Below are 17440 nucleotides of genomic sequence, written 5' to 3' on the forward strand. Positions count from 1 at the left end.
CCCATCCCGCCGACACGAGGAGCTGCCCCATGTACGCCGCCGTGGACCACGTGACCGCGGCCTACGGCCTCGGCAGCGGCACCGGCACCTGCCGCTGGACCATCGAGCCGGTCACCCGAGGCGCGCTGGGCCGGATCTGGAAGATGTCGGGACCGTCCGGCGACTGGGCAGTGAAGGAAATGCTCTTCGGCTGCGACGAGCGCCAGGTACGGCGCGAAGCCGCCTTGCGCGACGCCTCGGAAACCCTGGGCATCGCGTCACCACGCCTGCTGAGGAACGGCGAGGGCGCACCCGTCACCCGGCTCCCGCCTCACCTGGGCGGCTCGTACCTGAAGCTCTACGACTGGGTCGACGGAACCGCCGCCGACCCCACCGCCCCGGAGATCCTGGCCTGGGTGGGCCGGAGCCTGGCCCTGCTCCACAGGGCCGGGGCAGGACCGACGCAGCCCCCGATCGCCTGGTACGAAAAATGCCCCACCGATTCCGAGTGGCAAGCCCTGCGCCGAAAGGTCGCCGACTCCGCCCTCCCCTGGTCCGACGATCTGGCAGCCGTCGCCGCCCGGTCGTCGGAACTCTCCCGCTACGTGACCCCGGCCGACCGCACCGCCCTGGTGACCTCCCACCTCGACGTCCAGCCCCAGAACGTCCTGGTCGGCCGGGACGGCCCGGTCCTGATCGACTGGGACAACGCGGGACCGACGACACCGGCACGGGAACTGGCGTGCGTGGTGTTCGCCTGGTCGGGCAGGAACCGCCCGAACCCGGACGCGGCCCGGCACCTGGTCCGGGCGTACGTGGCGGCCGGGGGCCCGGGAAGGATCGGCACCCCGCACGCCTTCTCCATGCTCCTCGCGACCAGCCTGAACTACGTCCATGTCCAGGCGGAAGCAGCGGTGGACCAGACGAGGACACCGGACGAACGGGCGTTCGCGGACGATCAGGTACGTACCTCCCTGATGGCCCTCCCGGACCTCCCCACGCTCTCCCTCCTGATCAAGGAACTCGCCCCGGAGTGGTGACCAACGCTCCAACCGGCCCCACCACCAGCCGCTACACTGTCACCGGTGACCCGGCCACCGGCCGACCACCAGATCCTAGCCTTCGCCTTCGTAGCTCAGGGGATAGAGCACCGCTCTCCTAAAGCGGGTGTCGCAGGTTCGAATCCTGCCGGGGGCACAGACAGAAGGGCCAGCTCAGGAGGGGTTTCCTCCAAGGCTGGCCCTTGGCCATTTCAGGCGCCGTGCCACATCCATGCCACTACGAGCCCGCCCGATCCTTTTCAGAGGGCTCGGGGGTGGCCACTCCCCCGCCGCCCCGGATCATGGCCCCAAGCCGGTCGGCGATGGCCCGGTCCCGGTCGCTGGTCATGTGCTGGTGGATCAGCCCAGTCGTCCCTCCGCCGCAGTTGGCCCGCCTCTGCGGATCGACGAAGACGTGTGTCTCGGTCGGCAGCGGCGAAGTGCTCCAGATGATGCGTGACCGCGTCGAGGAGTGTCTGGGCCACGTCAGGTCAGGAGGTATGCCTTCAGGATCGTCACCGCGTAGGTGTTGCCGGTGGTGTCGGTCAGGGTGGATTTGAGGGAGACCGAGCGGGCGTTTTCCGGGTGGGTCAGGGTGAGGGTCTTTTTGCCGTGGGTGGTGGTCACTGGGGCGGGGGACCATGTCTTGCCGGCGTCGTAGGAGACCTTCACCGTCAGGGATTTCAGGTCAGTGGCCGCCGGGCCCTGGAGGGAGAGGGGGATCGTGGTGCGGCGGCCTGCGGGGGCCGTGCCGGTCGGGGTCAGCTTCGGGTGGAAGCGGACCGTGGAGAGGGGCAGGGAGCCGGAGTCGGACGGGCTGGACGTGAAGGTCCAGGCCGCTGTCAGGCGGCTCGTGGTCGTGGCCACGCCTGGCGGGCGGGTCAGGTTCGTTCGGATCGTGTAGCGGGCCGGGACGGACGGGAGCTTCTCCACGGTCTGGCAGAGGTCGCCGTCGTTGTCGAGCAGGGTGCTGCCGTCCGCGGTGACCGTGGTGTGGCGTTCCGCTGTGGAGTAGGCGGGGTGCCCGGTCCCGTCGGCGAGGTCGGGGACGCACAGGTCGAGGGTGTCGCCGTCGCGCTGTGCGCCGTACGGGCCGCCGGTGATCGGGCTGAAGACACCGACGTTGTACGTGGCTGCGTAGGTCCGGCCCGCTTGGTACGACTTCGCGCTCTCCGTGCCGTAGAAGACGTCCTCGTCGTCTCCGGAGGCGTTTCCCTGGCCCAGGTTGGCCGTCCACTTGAAGCCCTTGGGCGTGGTGACGTAGATCTTCGCGGTCGTCGGGAGCGGGAAGGGGTCGCTCACCGTGCCCAGCGACAGGGTGGGGCCGCTCCACAGGACGTTGACGATGCCCTTGCGGTGTGCGACGGACGAGCCGAAGTTCCGCTTCAGCAGGGCCAGTTCGTTCATGCGCGTGGTGTGCCGATAGCCGGTGGGGAAGCGGTCGGGCAGGTTGTGGAGCAGGTGGTAGGTGGTGCTGCCCTTCTGCCACAGGCCGCCGATCTGCGTACTGAGCCTCCCGGCCGGGGAGGCCGGACCCAGGGTCGCGGTGCGCAGGTTCTTGAACGCCCCCAGGAACAGGGTGGTGTTGTGCGGCTCGCTCCCGGTGTCCCCGGTGCCCACGGCGAGGTTGAGCTGGCCGTCGGACATCTTCGCGCCCTGCGGCGCGGTGATCCCGACCGGCTTCGCCTTGCGCGCGTCGAAGACGACCGTGGTGTCCCCGGTCAGCGAGAGCCGCGGCCGGACCAGCGCGGAGGTGCCCCTGGCGTCTTCCATCAGGGTGTCCACGACGTAGTCGCCGCGCGGGACCCGCACCCGGTACACGCCCTTGGAGATCTGCTCGGAGTCCTCGAGGTTCGTGGTCCAGTACGTGCCCGAGTACCCGAGGATCTCGGTCAGCGGCGCGCTCACGGGCTTGCCGCCGCGGTCGAGGAACTTCAGGGTCAGGTCGTGCGCCTCGGCCTCCCGTACGACGCCGAAGGCGGTCCGTACGACCGCGGGGTCGGCGCCGTTCCGCGCGGTGGCGACCAGCGTGCCCGAGTAGGCGCCGTCCGCCGCCTCGACACGGGTGTCCGCGGTGAGGTCGACGCCGGCGGTGCCGCCCGCCGGGACGGTGAGCTGTGTGGTGCTCAGCGTGAACATGCCTTCCGGGGCCGTGCTGCCTCCGGGGCCGGTCGCGGTGGCCGTCAGGTCCAGGGTGACGGGCTGGTCGCCGTCGTTGCGGTAGGTGATGTGCTGGGTGACCGGCCGGTCGTCGGTGTGGGGCCACAGCTGCTTGCCGAAGGACACGGAGGTCTGTTCGCTCGCCACCGCCCCCTCCAGTGCCCGGGACACGTCGACCCGACCCGTCCCCTGCTGGTAGCCGGTCGCGCCGGTGATCGGGATGGTGGACGCGGTGAGCGCCTGCTTGATCCGTGCGCCGGTCCAGTCGGGGTGCCGCTGGGCGAGGATCGCGGCCGCCCCCGCGACATGCGGCGTCGCCATCGACGTACCGGACATGGAGACATAGCCGTCGGCTGCCGGGTCGCCCATGTGGCCGTGCGCCGCCCTCGCCGAGACGATGTCCACGCCCGGCGCCGTGAGGTCCGGTTTCAGCGCGCTGTCGGCGGTCGGGCCGGTGCTGGAGAAGTCGGCGAGCCGGTCCTCGCCGTCGACGGCGCCCACGGTGAGCGCCGATTCCGCAGCCCCCGGCGAGTCGACGGTTCCCGCGTCCGGGCCCTCGTTGCCGGCCGCGGCGACGGTGAGCATGCCGGTGCTCTTCGAGAGGGCGTTCACCGCCGCCTCGACCGGGTCCTCCCCCGGGGTGTCGGCCTGGCCCAGGCTGAGGTTGGCCACCTTGGCGCCCTGCCCGGCGGCCCACTCCAGGCCGGCGATGACGCTGGAGTCGCTGCCCTCGCCGCTGTCGTCCAGCACCTTGGCGTTGAGGATCCCGGCACCGGGCGCGACGCCCTTGTACCGGCCGCCGGACCGTGTGCCGGAGCCCGCCAGCGTCGCGGCCACATGGGTGCCGTGGCCGGCCATGTCGTCGGTGCTGCCGGTGCCGGTGAAGTTCTTCGAGGCCGTCACCGCCGAGGCGAGGTCCGGGTGTGTGGTGTCGACGCCGGTGTCCAGGACGGCGACCTTGACACCCTTGCCGTCGTATCCGGCCGCCCAGGCGGCCGGGGCGCCGATCTGCGCGACGCCGCCGCCCACCTCCCCGGCCTTCGCGCCGTCTTCGTCCGCCGGCGCCTTGAACCGGCCGTCCAACCAGACCCGCGCGACCCCCTGCTCCTCGGTGAGGGCCTGCCACATGTCGTCGGCCCCGGCCTTGGGCACGGTGATCGCGGCGCCCGCCACGCTGGGCAGCTCCCGGCTCACGGTGGCGTCCGCGTCCGCGACCAGTGACTTCTGGGTGCTCCTGCGCTGGGCGGACTTGCCCTCGTACGACACGATCAGCGGGAACGTGCCGCGCCGGGTGTCGTCGTATCCGGCGCGTATCAGGCCACTGACGTCGAACAGCCGCATGTCCAGGACGCCTTGGCCGATCAGGGCGGCGGCGTCGGCGGGAACGACGTACTGATCGCCCCCGACGCCGCGCACGGACACCGGGACGTGCTCACGGCCCGGTGCCCGCCGTACGCCCGTAACCCGGCCCCGGGTGTCCAACCGGACCCGGTCGCCGGTGAGGAGGGTGACGTACCGGCCGGCCGCGGAGGCGGAGCCGGCGGTCCGCGCGCCGAGGGCGGGGCTGCCGGGCGCCGCGACCGTGGCGGTGTCCTGCGTCCGCAGGCCGAGGCCGGAGCCCGTGGCCGCCACCGAGACACCCGTCATCAGCCCCGCCACCAGCAGGGCGGCCACCGAGGCGCTTGCGGTTCTGTCGCGCATTCAGCTCGCCTGCCCGGGGACCTGCTTGGCGGCGTCGACGACCGCGCGCTCGGTGATCGCGCTGGTGAACGTGACGGTACCGACCTTGAGCGGACTGTCCGCCGTGGCCTTGACCACCACGATGCGCTCGCCCAGGAACTGCAGGGTCTTCTTGTCGAAGATCCACTCGGTGCGCTCGCCGTCGACGGGGTTCTCGCGGGCGATCGCGACCCCGTGCCGGCCCGTGGCGTCGACCGCGTCGTTCACCGAGACGACTCCGGGGATCTTGGCCGCGGCCTTGTAGAGGGCGGCGCCGACCTCGGCAGGCGGGTAGCTCTCGGTCAGCAGGTCACCGATGGCGACGAAGGCGGCCTGGTCGCGCGGCACCTCGGGGTCCCGGACGGCGTCCGACGCACGGTAGATCCGCTGCAGCAGCGCGTCGGGGTCGGTCGGCAGCTCGGCCAGGGCGTTGTAGGCGCCGCTGAACGGGGTGTCGCTCTTGAGGGTGGTGCCCTTGTCGCTCGTCTCGCCGGCCTCGATCAGCCAGCCGTCCCTGCCGTCGAGGGAGTTCCAGACCTGTCGGGAGTGCAGCTCGTCGCTGACCGCCTCGCGCTTGTCGCCGTCGGCCTTGATGTAGCTGTCGGCCACCTTCGAGGCGATGTAGATGTACTGGCCCTTGTGCGGGGTGGGCGCGGAGGTCTCGGCGGCGGCCAGGGAGATGCGGTCGAGGAGCTGGGGGGCGCCCTTGGCGTCGGCGGTGCCGATCTGGGTGGTCAGTGCGGGGCCGGTGGCCAGGGCGGTCCTGCCGCCGTCGGTTCCGCCGCCGGTGAGGGCGAGGCCGCCCACGACCGCGCCGGCCAGGGCGAAGGCCCCGGCGGGCAGCAGGATCGTACGGCGCAGGAACGGGTTGGGGCGCTTCACGGGCGCGAGGGGAGAGGTAGCGGACGTACGGGAGGAGGTGCGGAGGTCTTCGTGGATCTGGGCCATCATCTGCTCCTTGTGGAACTGGTGGCGGCCCGCCGGCAGATCCCGCTCGGCGGAGGGCAGCAGACTCTGCGTCTCCGTCCACTCAGCCGGGTGGGGCTGGTGGGAGGGGCTGGCGTTCATCGGTTTCCTTCCTGTGCGGACCGGACCGCGTATCCGCGATCACCTGTTATCTGCCGGTTCGTGCGGGTGGGTTCCCGTTTTTCTCCGAGCAGTTGTGCATCGGCGAGCTTGCGCAGCCTGGCGCGGGCACGGGAGAGGCGGGAGCGGACGGTGCCGACCGGGATGCCCAGGGCGCGGGCCGCCTCGGCGTACTCCATCCCCTCCCACAGGCACAGCGTCAGGACCTCACGCTCGGGACGCTTGAGCAGACTGAGGGCGGCGAGCGTGGCGTTGATACGGCGCCGGTCGTCCAGGCGTCCGGCGGTCTCCTCGGCGTGGTCCTCGACCCGTTCCTCGGCGGCGTGCGCGGCTGCCGCGGCGCTCGCCGCGTTGCGGTAGCGGCGGTTGCTGCGGTGGTGGGAGCGGGCGACATTGGTGGCGATGCCCAGCAGCCACGGCCGCAGCGAGCCACCTTCGGCCTCGACCGAGGCACGGCGCCGCCACGCCTCCATGAACGTCGTCGACATGACATCCTCGGCCAGCGACCAGTCGGCGGTCAGCCGGAAGGCATGGTTGTACACCACGCGGGCGCACTCGTCGAAGAGTTCCGCGAAGGCGTCCGGATCTCCGTCTCGCACCCGGGTTCGCATATCTGTGGTCACGTCTTGAACTGACGTACGGCGCGGGCGAGTTCCGGTGAGCTACGTCACACCAGCCGCGCAGGTCACCAGGGCGGCGACCGCACGAGGACTCGGTGGACATGGCAGCCGCTCACCCGCGCACCACTCAGGCTGCGAGGCCCGAAAGCGGGGACGGGAGGAGGTTCGACTGCCCTGCCTGTCGGACTTTCTCGACCACTTCGCCGCCAAGTTCCTCGCGGGTAGCGTGAGGGGCATGCGGCGCCCACGCTCAGCCGAATGTGAGTTGCGGTCAGCGGTCGAAGGGGCCGCGGGTGAGTTTTGCCGGTGCGGGAGTGCGGTTAGTGCCAGCACGTTTCCCCGCCGCCGTCCCGTTCGGTGCCTATCGATACCGCGTAGACGAGGCCCTGGCCCGTCCCTGCCGCCGTCTCGGGCTCGGGGGAGAAGCCCCTGGGGTGGAGGTCGACGGTGAGTAGCAGGTGGCGGTCCCTCTCGGTCGCGGTCCAGCAGGCGCCCTCCACCGTGGCGGGCGGTGCCCCGGCGGCCGGGTCCCGTTCGCGGTGCCAGCCGGCCGCGGCGGCCGCGTTGGCGTAGTGGGTGATGACGTCTCCGGGTTCACCCGGGAACGTGTACAGGCGGTCCGCGTGCAGCCACGGCGCTCCGGCGCTGTCGTCGTCGCATCCGGTGGTCACGCCGACGCCGCGGTAGCCGGCGGGTTCCGAGGCGTTGGTGGGCGCCGAGGCGAGCAGTGGCTGCTGGGCCAGCCGTGCTAGTTCGGCGGCCGTGTGGTCGCAGCCGGCTCCGCCGATGGCCGAACACGCGCTGAGGAAGCCGGCTGCCGGCAGCAGGAGGGCTGCCGCGAGTACGGCGCGGGTGCCGGCGGCGGGTCTTGTCGGGGACACGGTGCTCCTGGAAGGACGGGGGTGGGTGGTGGCTAGCGCTCGGTCGTGGTGCCGCCCGCCCCCGGCACGATCAGCCCCGTCTCGTAAGCCACCACCACGGCCTGGGCGCGGTCGCGGAGGGTGAGTTTGGAGAGGATTCGGGTCACGTGGGTTTTCACCGTGGCCTCGCTCAGGCCGAAGTGGGTGGCGAGTTCGGTGTTGCTGAGGCCGTTGCCGAGGGCGCGGAGGACTTCGAGTTCGCGGGGGGTGAGCGCCGAGAGGTCTCGGTGGAGGGTGGCGGTGTGGGTGGTGTCGTGGGCGACGAAGCGTTCGATGAGGCGTCGGGTGATGGTCGGGGCCAGCAGCGCGTCGCCGGTGCGGGCGAGGCGGACGGCCGCGACCAGGTGCTCGGGGGTGACGTCCTTGAGGAGGAAACCGCTCGCTCCCGCGGTGAGGGCGGCGTAGACATAGCGGTCGAGGTCGAACGTGGTCAGGATGAGGACGCGGGGCGGATCGGGCACCAGGCCGGAGAGGATGCGCCGGGTGGCCTCCAGACCGTCGGTCCCGGGCATGCGGATGTCCATCAGGACCAGGTCGGGGCGGGTGCGGCGGACCGCGTCGATCGCCTCGTCGCCGTCCGAGGCCTCGGCGACGACCTCGATTCCGTCCGCGGCGAGGATCAGGCTGAAGCCGGTGCGGACCAGTACCTGATCGTCGGCGATCACCACCCGCGGCGGCGGCTCGCTCACGCCGGTTCCTGGACCGGCAGGACGGCGCGGACCCTGAACCCGCCGGTGGGCCGTTCCCCCGCCTGCAGGGTGCCGCCGTGGACGGCGAGGCGTTCGCGCAGGCCCATCAGGCCGTAGCCGGCGGCAGCACTGGGGCTCGGGTCGACCGGGGACATCGCGGTGCCGCCCGTGTCGGAGACCTCGATGTGCAGCGCGCCCGGGACGTGGTCGACGGTGACCCGTACCCGGGCGCCGGCCGCGTGCTTCACGGCGTTGGTCAGCGCCTCCTGCACCACGCGGTACGCGGCCAGCTCGACACCGGCGGGCAGCGGTACGGGGGTTCCGGTGACGGTCAGCTCGATGGGCACGCCGGTCCTGCGGAGGCGGTCGGTGAGGGCAGGCACCTGGGCCAGACCCGGTTGCGGTGCCAGGTCAGCGTCCGTGACCGGGCCGGGGGCGTCACCAGCCGCCGGAGCGGAGCCGTAGCCGACCGGCACCCCGTCACCACAACCAACCGCCCCCGCCCCAACCTCCCCGGAGTCCACCCCACCCCCTTCTCCACCCACCAGCTCTGCCCCATCGGCCGCCATCCTCAACAGGCCCATCACCTGCCGCAGTTCCGTCATCGCGGTGCGGCCCCCCGCCTCCACCGCCAGCAGTGCCTCGCGGGCGCGGTCCGGGGCGGTGTCCATCACCTTGCGGGCCGCGCCTGCCTGGATGACCATCACGCTCACATTGTGGGTGACGACGTCGTGGAGTTCGCGGGCGATACGGGAGCGTTCGCGGTCGACGGCCAGCCGGGTCGCGGTCTCGTGGTTCTCCTGCAGGACGCGCAGGCGTTGCTTCCAGGTGTGGACGGCGTTGGCGGCCAACCCGACCCCGAGCAGGGCGAGGAAAGGGACGACACCGGGCGTGAAGGACGGGAAGTTCTCGTCGTGGAAGACGGCCAGCAGGACCGCCCCGGCCAGCAGGCCGGCCAGCGCTCGCCCGCGGTAGGGGCTGTACACGGCCGCGCTGTAGGCGGCGACCACGCAGGAGACGAAGGTGTAGACGGTCGGGTCGCCGCCGCCCAGCCGCTGGTTGAAGAGCAGGCTCACCCCGGTCACCGCCCAGAACGCGGTCAGCGGATACCCGCGCCGTACCACCAGGGGCAACGCGGTCAGTGCGGCCAGCGCCAGTTGCCAGGCCTGGACCGTGCCGAGGTGCTGTGCCATGTCCGCCGGCGGGAAGGGGGCGTTCGGCGCGCTCGGCGGGGTCGGTACCCACGAGGGGGGCGACACCACGACCGGCGGGAGGGGAACCGTGCCCCTGCCCTGGCGGTGGGCGGCGATCACCGTGCAGGCCGCCAGGACGAAGGCGAGGATCGCGTCGGCCGCCCACATCCACCGGGACGGCCGCGGCAGCGGGCTGCGCTGCCGCAGCGCCGAGACGCTCGTCCTCCACCACTCCGCGATCTCCGCCGCGGCGCCCGCGGTCCCGCCCGTACGCACCGTCCCGACAGCCCCGCCCATGCGCACAGTGTGGCAAGCCCGGAACCCGGCCACATCCCTCCCGCGGCGGACGGCGGCTTACGGCTCGTACATCCCCCGCGTACATCGCTGGGATGACGCGACCGGAGGGTCATCCGGGGGCGGCAGCCGGTCTCGCCGTCACAGGCGACGCGGCCGCCGCGACCCGGCCCCTACCGTCGGGCCGAACCCCGACCATCGGCCCGTGGAGGCACCGTGCCAGCGACCGCGCCCGTCATCGACATCCGCGATGTGACCAGGACGTACGGCGAGGGGCCGCCGGCGCTCGCCGACGTGACCCTGAGCGTGCGCGCCGGAGAGGCGGTCGCCGTGCTGGGACCGTCCGGCAGCGGCAAGTCGACGCTGCTCAACCTGATCGCCGGGCTCGACCGGCCCAGCGCGGGCAGCGTCACCGTCGCCGGGCTGCGGGTGGACGGGATGGGCGAGGCGAGGTCGGCGGAGTTTCGGCGGACGAAGATCGGCATGGTCTTCCAGTTCTTCAATCTGCTGGACGACCTGACGGTCACCGACAACGTGCTGCTGCCCGCCCAGTTGGCGGGTCTGCCCCGGGCCGAGGCGCGGCGGCGGGCCGCCGGTCTGCTGGAGCATCTGCGCATCGACCGGCACGCGGGCGCCTATCCCGGCCGGTTGTCCGGCGGCGAGCGGCAACGGGTCGCCGTTGCCCGGGCCCTGATGAACCGTCCGGCGCTGCTGCTGGCCGACGAACCCACCGGCGCGCTGGACACCGCCTCCGGCGAGGACGTCCGGGAGCTCCTCGCCGAGCTCAACGCCGACGGTCAGACGATCCTCCTGGTCACCCACGATCTGCGCCTGGCGGAGTCCTGCGCGACCAGGACCGTGGAGCTGGTCGACGGCCGCGTCATACGGGACCTCGAGCACACCCCGGCGGTGACCCCATGAGCGCCCTCGGCAAGGTCGTCCGGGCCGGAGTCGCGCGGCGGCGTCTGCAGACCGCCGTCATGATCCTCACCACGCTCATGGCCGTCACCGCGTCCGTGCTCGCCGCCGGGCTGCTCGTCGCGGCACGGGCGCCCTTCGACCACGCCTTCGCCCAGCAGCGAGGCGCCCATCTGACCGTCCAGTTCGACGGGACGAAGGTGACTGGCCGTCAAGTCGGCGCCACCGCACACGTGTCCGGCGTGAGCGCCGCCTCCGGCCCCTTCCGTACCCTCTCCCTGCGGCCGCGCACCGCGTCGGGGTCGGACGCGCTTCCGGCCGGTGTCGATCTGCCGCCGCTGACCGTCGTCGGCCGGGCGGACGCCGGTGGCCACGTCGACGGGGTCAGGCTCGTCGCGGGTGCCTGGGCCGCCCGGCCCGGACAGATCGTGGTGGCGTACGGCGGGATGCCCGTACAGCCGGGTGCCCGGCTGACGTTCCCCTCCGCGCCGGGCGCCCCCACGCTGACGGTGGTCGGCCTCGCCCGGTCGGTCACCGGCACCGCAGACTCCTGGGTGACTCCCGCGCAGGCCGAGGCGTTGAGCGCGCGGGGCGGCCCGGTGTCGTACGAGATGCTCTACCGCTTCCGTCACGCCGGTACGGACGCCCAGGTCGCCGCCGACCGGGACGCGATCGCCGCGGCGGTGCCGAAGGGTGCCCTGAGCGGATCGCGGTCCTATCTGGCCGTACGGCAGCAGGAGACCGCCAACACGATGGCGTTCGTGCCCTTCCTCGCCGCGTTCGGGGTGCTCGGGCTGCTGCTGTCGGTTCTGGTCATCGGCATCGTCGTCAGCGGCGCGGTCGGCGCCGCGACCCGGCGCATCGGCATCCTCAAGTCCCTTGGTTTCAGCCCCGCGCAGGTCGTACGGGCCTATGTCGGGCAGGCGCTGATCCCGGCGGGCGTGGGGTGCGCGCTCGGGCTGGTGCTGGGCAATCTGCTGGCCGTTCCGGTGCTCGGCGAGGTCGGCACGGCCTTCGGCGGTCCGGGGGCGTCGGTTCCCGTGTGGATCGACGTCGTGGTGCCAGGGGTGGCCCTCGCGCTGGTCGCCGGGGCCGCTCTGGTGCCCGCGCTGCGGGCCGGGCGGCTGCGGACCGTGGAGGCGCTCACCGTCGGACGTACGCCCGGTAGCGGCCGGGGGCGTCTGGCGCGGCGGCTCGTAGGGCGGCTGCCGGTCCCGCGGGCGGTGGGGCTCGGGCTGGCGAACCCCTTCGCCCGTCCGGCGCGTTCGGCGACGACGGCCGCCGCGGTCGCCTTCGGCGCCGCCACCGTCACCTTCGGGGTCGGGCTGGCCCTGACGCTCGGGGCCGTCCAGTCGGGCCGCATGCTCGACTCGGCCGGGTCCGTCATGGTGGCGGCCGGCGGCGGACAGGCGCCGCCCGGTGCCCAGGCGGTCCACGCGGACGGTGGCCCCGACGCGCCGAAGGCCGATCCGGCCGAGGTCGCCGCCGCGCTCCGCGCCCAGCACGGGACGAGCCGCTTCTACGGCATCGCACAGGCGGAGGTGAGCGCGTCCGGGATCACCGGCGCCACCACCGTGGTGGCCTACCAGGGTGATACGGCGTGGGCGGCCCCGCAGATGGTCTCGGGCCGTTGGCTGGACGGGCCGGGGCAGGCGGTGGTCACCACCCGGTTCCTGAAGGCCGCCGGGATCCGGGTCGGGGACACCGTGACCCTGACGGAGCGGGGGCGGCGGGCCTCGGTGCGGATCGTCGGCGAGGCGTTCTTCACCGCGGGCGAGGGCATGGAACTCCTCACCCGGACCTCGACGCTCGCGGCACTGGGGCTCGACGCGACGCCGGGCCAGTACGGCGTGCGGACGAAGCCGGGGACAGACCTGGCGCGGTACCTGACCTCGCTCAACGCGGCTCTGCGACCGGTCGGCGCGGTCGCGCAGGCCAACACCGCGCAGACGTCCGACGTGATCGTGACCATGGACGCGCTGGTCGGGACGCTCACCTTGATGCTGGTCGCGGTGGCGGGCCTGGGGGTGCTCAACACGGTCGTCCTCGACACCCGCGACCGCGTCCACGACCTCGGCGTCCTGAAGGCCCTGGGCATGGCGCCACGCCAGACCGTCGCCATGGTGGTCACCTCGGTCGCCGGGATCGGTCTGCTCGCGGGCGCGGTGGCGGTCCCGGCCGGCGTCGCCCTGCACCGGTACGTCACGCCGCTCATGGGCAAGGCCGTCGGTATGACCCTGCCCGCCTCGGACATCGCCGTCTACCAGGCGCCCGCGCTGGCCGCGCTCGGCTGCGGCGGGCTGGTCATCGCGGTACTGGGCGCCCTGCTGCCGGCCGGCTGGGCCGCCCGTACGGACACGGCCACCGCGCTGCGCACGGAGTGAGCACTCGGACCGACACCGCCCCCGCGCTGCGCAGCAAGCGAGCCACACGGACCCACACCGCCACAACACCACGCACCGAGCGAGCCACACGGACCCACACCGCCACCGCGCTGCGCAGCAAGCGAGCCACACGGACCCACACCGCCACCGCGCCGTGCATCACGCCGTCAACCGCTCATGCGCCAACCCGCCTATGTCAGAGGCGCGTTGGGTGGCAAGCGGCAAGAAGTCCGGCACCGGCTCCGCGCGCCTCAGGGCTTGCGGCCCCCTCACCCGGTACGAAAGCCCTCATACGATCCTGGCCGCCCCGCACGCGGTTCGATTCGTCAACTGGCTTCACAGGAAACCCGGTTACGTTCACCGGATCCATCCGAAAGGACCGCACGTCATGGCCACACCCCTGACGGCCGCACAGATGCTCGCCGCGCTGAAGGCCGAGGGCCTCACCGTGCACGAGCACGCCGGCTGGAAGACCCACAACCGCGACGCGGCGACCGGCAAGCGCTTCGGTCCCGTGATCGGCGTACTGATCCACCACACCGCCGGTCACGGTGACAGGGAGCTCTGCTACAACGGCAGATCGGACCTGCCCGGTCCGCTCTGCCACGCCTGGCTCGGCAAGACCGACGGCCTGTGGACGATCGCCAACGGCCGTGCCAACCACGCCGGCGGTGTCGACCTCGACGTCCTCAACGCCCTGCGCGCGGAGAAGCCCCTCCCCGTCGACAACCAGGCCAACGCCGACGGCAACGACTGTCTGTACGGTCTGGAGATCGAGAACCTCGGCGACGGCAAGGACCCCTACCCGGACGCGCAGTACGACCGGGCCGTGCTGTGGGCCGCCGCGATCTGCCGGGCGCACGGCTGGTCGGAGAAGTCGGTCGCCGGGCACAAGGAGGTCCAGCCCGGCAAGGTCGACCCGAGCTTCGACATGGACGACTTCCGCGCCGACGTGAAGAAGCAGCTCGCGACGACACCGGCCAAGACCTCTCCGGCCCCGCCCAAGGCCGGCAAGCCCCGCGTCGACCTCTCCCGTCTCGTCCAGGCCGCGAAGACCGACCCGGGCGCCAAGCAGGGCCACGTCTCCTACATGGCGGGCACCAACCTCACCGAGGCGGCCCTGGTGAAACTGGGCTACCTCGCCAAGACCTACGCGGGCGACGGCTCCTTCGGTACGACCACGATCGCCGCGTACGCCAAGTGGCAGCGCCACCTCGGCTACAGCGGCGCCGAGGCCGACGGCATCCCCGGCAAGATCTCCCTGAGCAAACTGGGGGACACGACAGGTCTGTTCACGGTCGTCGCCTGACCCGCCGGGCCGGACCGACGCGTCACGAGATGGCGCGCAGCGGCCCGTGGGAGCGGCCCCGCAGCAGGTCCACCGCCTCGGCGGTGGCCTCGTCCTCGGGCAGCAGGACCACGAGTTGCTGCGCGTCCGAGGACGCGTCGAGGACCTCGCGCAGCAGCCGCAGTTCGTGTCCCGAGGGATGGTTGAGGCGCAGGACCCCCCGCCGCGGGACCACATGACGGTTCAGGCGCCGGGTGAGCTCGGGGCCGGCCAGGGGGGCGAGCTCCGCGGTGAACCACTCGGAGGTCTCGACGGACGGCCCGAGCCACAGATCGAAGGCCTGCTCGTCGGCGACCTCGTCCCAGTCGGCGAAGAACGTCCGGGCGCGGGGGTCGGTGAAGACGTAGCGGGTGAGGTTCGGGGTGTCGGTGTCGAGGAGCCCGCTGCCGCTCGTCACCGTCTCGAAGGCGGCGGTGCGGGCGAGGACGTCGCCCAGCTTGTTGGTGACCAGGGCGATGCCCGGTTCGAGCAGGCGCAGCGTCCGCAGGAGGGACGGCCGCACCTGCCGGGACGGCGGCGCGGGCCGGGGCCGGGCGACGCACTCACCGCCGGTGATCTTCGCGAGGTAGCGCAGGTGGCGGCGCTCCGCCGGGTCGAGGCCGAGGGCGTCCGCCAGGGCGTTGACCACCGCCACCGACGGGTTGCGGTCGCGGCCCTGCTCGATACGGGTGAGGTACTCGACGCTGATGCCGGCCCGGGCGCCGAGGTCCTGCCGGCGCAGCCCCGGTGATCTGCGGCGGCCGCGCTCCGGCAGGCCCAGCGACTCCGGCTGGGTGCTGTCGCGCCTGGCCCGGATGAAATCCCCCAGTGGCGTCCCCATGGGGCGAGCATAGGGCGGCGATCCCGGTCCGCGCAGTGGCTCAGGCTGGCCCTGCGGGGGCCAGCCTGAGCACGGTCTGGCTGCCCGCGCGGCGGACGTCGATCGTGGTGGGCATGGAGAACACACACAGGCTCGTCATCGTCGTCGGCAGCGTCCGGGAGGGCCGGTTCGGTCCGGTCGCGGCCTCCTGGGTGGCCGAACAGGCCCGTGCGCACGGTGGTTTCGAGGTGGAGGTCGTCGATCTCGCCGAGTACGACATCCCGTTGGCGCTGCCCGCCGAGTCGCCGAAGTACGCCGGGGACGCCTACCCCCGGCCGGCCGGCATGGCGGCACTGACCTCGGCGCTCGAGGGCGCCGACGCGTTCGTCGTCGTCACGCCGGAGTACAACCACAGCTATCCGGCCTCCCTGAAGGCGGCCGTCGACTGGCACTTCACCCAGTGGACGGCCAAGCCCGTCGCCTTCGTCAGCTACGGCGGCGCGGCCGGCGGCCGGCACGCGGTGCTGCACCTGGAGAACGTGCTGACCGAGCTGCACGCGGTCACCATCCGGGACGGTCTCGCCTTCCCGAACTACTTCACCGCCTGGCAGGACGGCCGTCCGCTCGACCCCGAGGCGTCCGGTTACGCCAAGGCCCTGCTGGACCAGCTGGCCTGGTGGGCGGCCACCCTCCGCGCGGGCCGTGACGCCGCGCCCTATCCCGTCTGAGGGCGGACGAACCGGAAGTCGGCGGGCTCCGGTTCACGGGTGCGGTCCGCGTACTCGCCCATGTATCCGGGCCAGTTGGCGACGTCCCGGCCGTCCGGTGTGCGGTACCAGGACGAACAGGACTGCCAGGCCGTCCCCGAGAAGCGCGCCCGTACGGCATCCACCCCCGCCGCCTCCACCTCGGGCCGCACGTCGAGGGCCGACGCGCCCGCGTGGCGGGCCAGTTGCAGGGCCCGGCGGACGTAGGCGGCCTGGGCCTCCAGGAAGAACAGGGCGGAGCCGCCGGAGGTGTTGGTGTTGGGGCCGTACATGAGGAACAGGGAGGGGAAGCCGGGGACCATGATGCCGAGGTGCGCGCGGGCGCCCCGGGTCCACGCGTCCTCCATGGAGCGGCCGCCCTCGCCCCGTACCGCCATCGGCAGCATGAAGGTGTTGGTACGGAACCCGGTCGCGTGGATCACGCAGTCCACGGCGTGCAGCCGGCCGTCCTCGGTGAGCGGGCCCTCGCGGGTCATCCGGGTGATCGGCTCCGTGACCAGTTCGACGTTCGGCCGGCGCAGGGCGGGCAGGAAGTCGGAGCTGAGCAGGACGCGTTTGCAGCCGAAGGGGTAGTCGGGCCAGGCCCTGCGGCGCAGTTCGGGGTCGGGGAGCTGGCGGCGCATGTGGGCGGCCGAGAGAAGGGCGCCGACACGGCCCACCGTGCGCGGGTGGCGGATGCAGAGGGTGATCAGCTCGATGCCGTGGTACAGGAACCGCCGCCACAGCCGCCGCGCCCACGGCAGGCGCAGGGCGCGGTCCAGGGCCGCCGGCATCGGGCGGTCGGGGCGCGGCAGGAACCAGTTGCCGGTGCGCTGAAACACCGTCAAATGATCGACCAGGGGCGCGATTTCCGGCACCAGCTGAGCCGCGCTCGCCCCCGTCCCGATCACCGCCACCCGCTTGCCCCGCAGGTCGTAGTCCTGGTCCCAGCGCGCGGAGTGGAAGCTGCGCCCGGCGAAGTCGGCGAGGCCCTCCAGCGCGGGGAACGCGGGCTTGTCCAGCTGCCCGGTCGCCAGCACCACCACGTCCGCGACCCGTTCCTCCGCACGCCCCCCGCGCCGGCCGCGGACCGTCCAGGTGCAGCTCTCCTCGTCCCAGGTGCACGAGGTCACCGTCGTGTCCGGCACGACCCGCGGGGTGACGCCCAGGGCGTCCGCTGTCTCGCGTGCGTACCGCAGGATCTCGTCCCGGCGGGAGAACAGCCGTGGCCAGGAGGCGCGTTGGGCGAAGGAGTACGAGTAGAAGTGGCTCGGCACGTCGCAGGCGGCGCCCGGGTAGCGGTTGTGGAACCAGGTCCCGCCCAGCTCGGGGGCGGCCTCCAGCAGGGTCACGTCGTCCAGTCCGTGCCGCAGGAGTTCGGCCGCGACCGCGATGCCGCCGAAGCCCGCGCCCACCACGACGACTCTCGGAGGGGGCGCCGGCTCCGGGCGGTTTTCTTGACGTTCTCCTGACACTCGTGAGCGCATCCGGTCAACTCCGTCCGGTGTCTTCTCCCCTGTCTCAGTCCTTTCGAGGATCGATCCT

Annotated in this window: 13 protein-coding genes and 1 tRNA gene; 6 read left to right on the plus strand and 8 right to left on the minus strand. The window is 72.6% G+C overall.

The window, feature by feature from the left end; translation table 11 throughout:
* Positions 1-29: 29 nt before the first annotated feature.
* Both ABZZ74_RS09735 and ABZZ74_RS09740 read left to right on the plus strand, forming a co-directional pair.
* Entirely contained in the window at positions 30-1019 is a 990-nt protein-coding gene (locus ABZZ74_RS09735; RefSeq protein ID WP_356762911.1) for an aminoglycoside phosphotransferase family protein, read from the plus strand.
* An 84-nt stretch (positions 1020-1103) separates the two neighbouring features.
* Positions 1104-1176: transfer RNA gene (locus ABZZ74_RS09740), tRNA-Arg, on the plus strand.
* 329 nt (positions 1177-1505) lie between these two features.
* On the opposite strand, the gene ABZZ74_RS09745 is transcribed toward ABZZ74_RS09740, so the two are convergent.
* The 6 genes from ABZZ74_RS09745 to ABZZ74_RS09770 form a co-directional block, all read right to left on the minus strand.
* Entirely contained in the window at positions 1506-4880 is a 3375-nt protein-coding gene (locus tag ABZZ74_RS09745; RefSeq protein WP_356762913.1) for a S8 family peptidase, read from the minus strand.
* The gene (locus tag ABZZ74_RS09750; protein WP_356762915.1) at positions 4881-5966 is read right to left on the minus strand and encodes a CU044_5270 family protein; all 1086 of its coding nucleotides are present in this window, start codon (positions 5964-5966) and stop codon (positions 4881-4883) included.
* Positions 5963-6607: an RNA polymerase sigma factor gene (locus ABZZ74_RS09755; protein WP_356762917.1), complete on the minus strand. Its 645-nt coding sequence runs from the start codon at positions 6605-6607 to the stop codon at positions 5963-5965. Before ABZZ74_RS09755 ends, ABZZ74_RS09750 begins: the two co-directional genes overlap by 4 nt.
* Before the next feature lie 317 nt (positions 6608-6924).
* A complete protein-coding gene (locus tag ABZZ74_RS09760) occupies positions 6925-7485 on the minus strand; it encodes a hypothetical protein (protein WP_356762919.1) in 561 nt (186 codons plus the stop codon).
* 32 nt (positions 7486-7517) lie between these two features.
* Positions 7518-8213, minus strand: a complete 696-nt coding sequence (locus ABZZ74_RS09765) for a response regulator transcription factor (RefSeq protein WP_356762921.1) — start codon at positions 8211-8213, stop codon at positions 7518-7520.
* On the minus strand, positions 8210-9703 hold the full coding sequence (locus tag ABZZ74_RS09770) for a histidine kinase (protein ID WP_356762923.1): 1494 nt from the start codon (positions 9701-9703) through the stop codon (positions 8210-8212). Before ABZZ74_RS09770 ends, ABZZ74_RS09765 begins: the two co-directional genes overlap by 4 nt.
* 213 nt (positions 9704-9916) lie before the next feature.
* Here ABZZ74_RS09770 and ABZZ74_RS09775 point away from each other — a divergent pair, with 213 nt between their 5' ends.
* The 3 genes from ABZZ74_RS09775 (at position 9917) to ABZZ74_RS09785 (ending at position 14311) form a co-directional block, all read left to right on the plus strand.
* Positions 9917-10621, plus strand: coding sequence for an ABC transporter ATP-binding protein (locus ABZZ74_RS09775; RefSeq protein WP_356762925.1), 705 nt, complete (start codon positions 9917-9919; stop codon positions 10619-10621).
* Complete coding sequence (locus ABZZ74_RS09780) at positions 10618-13002, plus strand: FtsX-like permease family protein (protein WP_356762928.1); 2385 nt, start codon at positions 10618-10620, stop codon at positions 13000-13002. The genes ABZZ74_RS09775 and ABZZ74_RS09780 overlap by 4 nt, the downstream gene beginning before the upstream one ends.
* Before the next feature lie 388 nt (positions 13003-13390).
* Positions 13391-14311, plus strand: coding sequence for an N-acetylmuramoyl-L-alanine amidase (locus ABZZ74_RS09785; RefSeq protein ID WP_356762930.1), 921 nt, complete (start codon positions 13391-13393; stop codon positions 14309-14311).
* 22 nt (positions 14312-14333) lie between these two features.
* Here ABZZ74_RS09785 and ABZZ74_RS09790 read toward each other — a convergent pair whose 3' ends face one another.
* Positions 14334-15170 carry a helix-turn-helix transcriptional regulator gene (locus ABZZ74_RS09790; protein WP_356762932.1) on the minus strand — a complete coding sequence of 279 codons (837 nt, stop codon included), beginning with the start codon at positions 15168-15170 and terminating at the stop codon, positions 14334-14336.
* Between the two features lie 113 nt (positions 15171-15283).
* Here ABZZ74_RS09790 and ABZZ74_RS09795 point away from each other — a divergent pair, with 113 nt between their 5' ends.
* Positions 15284-15877, plus strand: coding sequence for an NAD(P)H-dependent oxidoreductase (locus tag ABZZ74_RS09795; RefSeq protein ID WP_356762934.1), 594 nt, complete (start codon positions 15284-15286; stop codon positions 15875-15877).
* Here ABZZ74_RS09795 and ABZZ74_RS09800 read toward each other — a convergent pair.
* Complete coding sequence (locus ABZZ74_RS09800; RefSeq protein WP_356762936.1) at positions 15865-17310, minus strand: NAD(P)/FAD-dependent oxidoreductase; 1446 nt, start codon at positions 17308-17310, stop codon at positions 15865-15867. The genes ABZZ74_RS09795 and ABZZ74_RS09800 overlap by 13 nt on opposite strands.
* Positions 17311-17440: the final 130 nt, after the last annotated feature.

Origin of the sequence: Streptomyces sp. NPDC006476 (assembly GCF_040612015.1) — a bacterium.
Classification (GTDB): Bacteria; Actinomycetota; Actinomycetes; order Streptomycetales; family Streptomycetaceae; genus Streptomyces; species Streptomyces griseorubiginosus_B.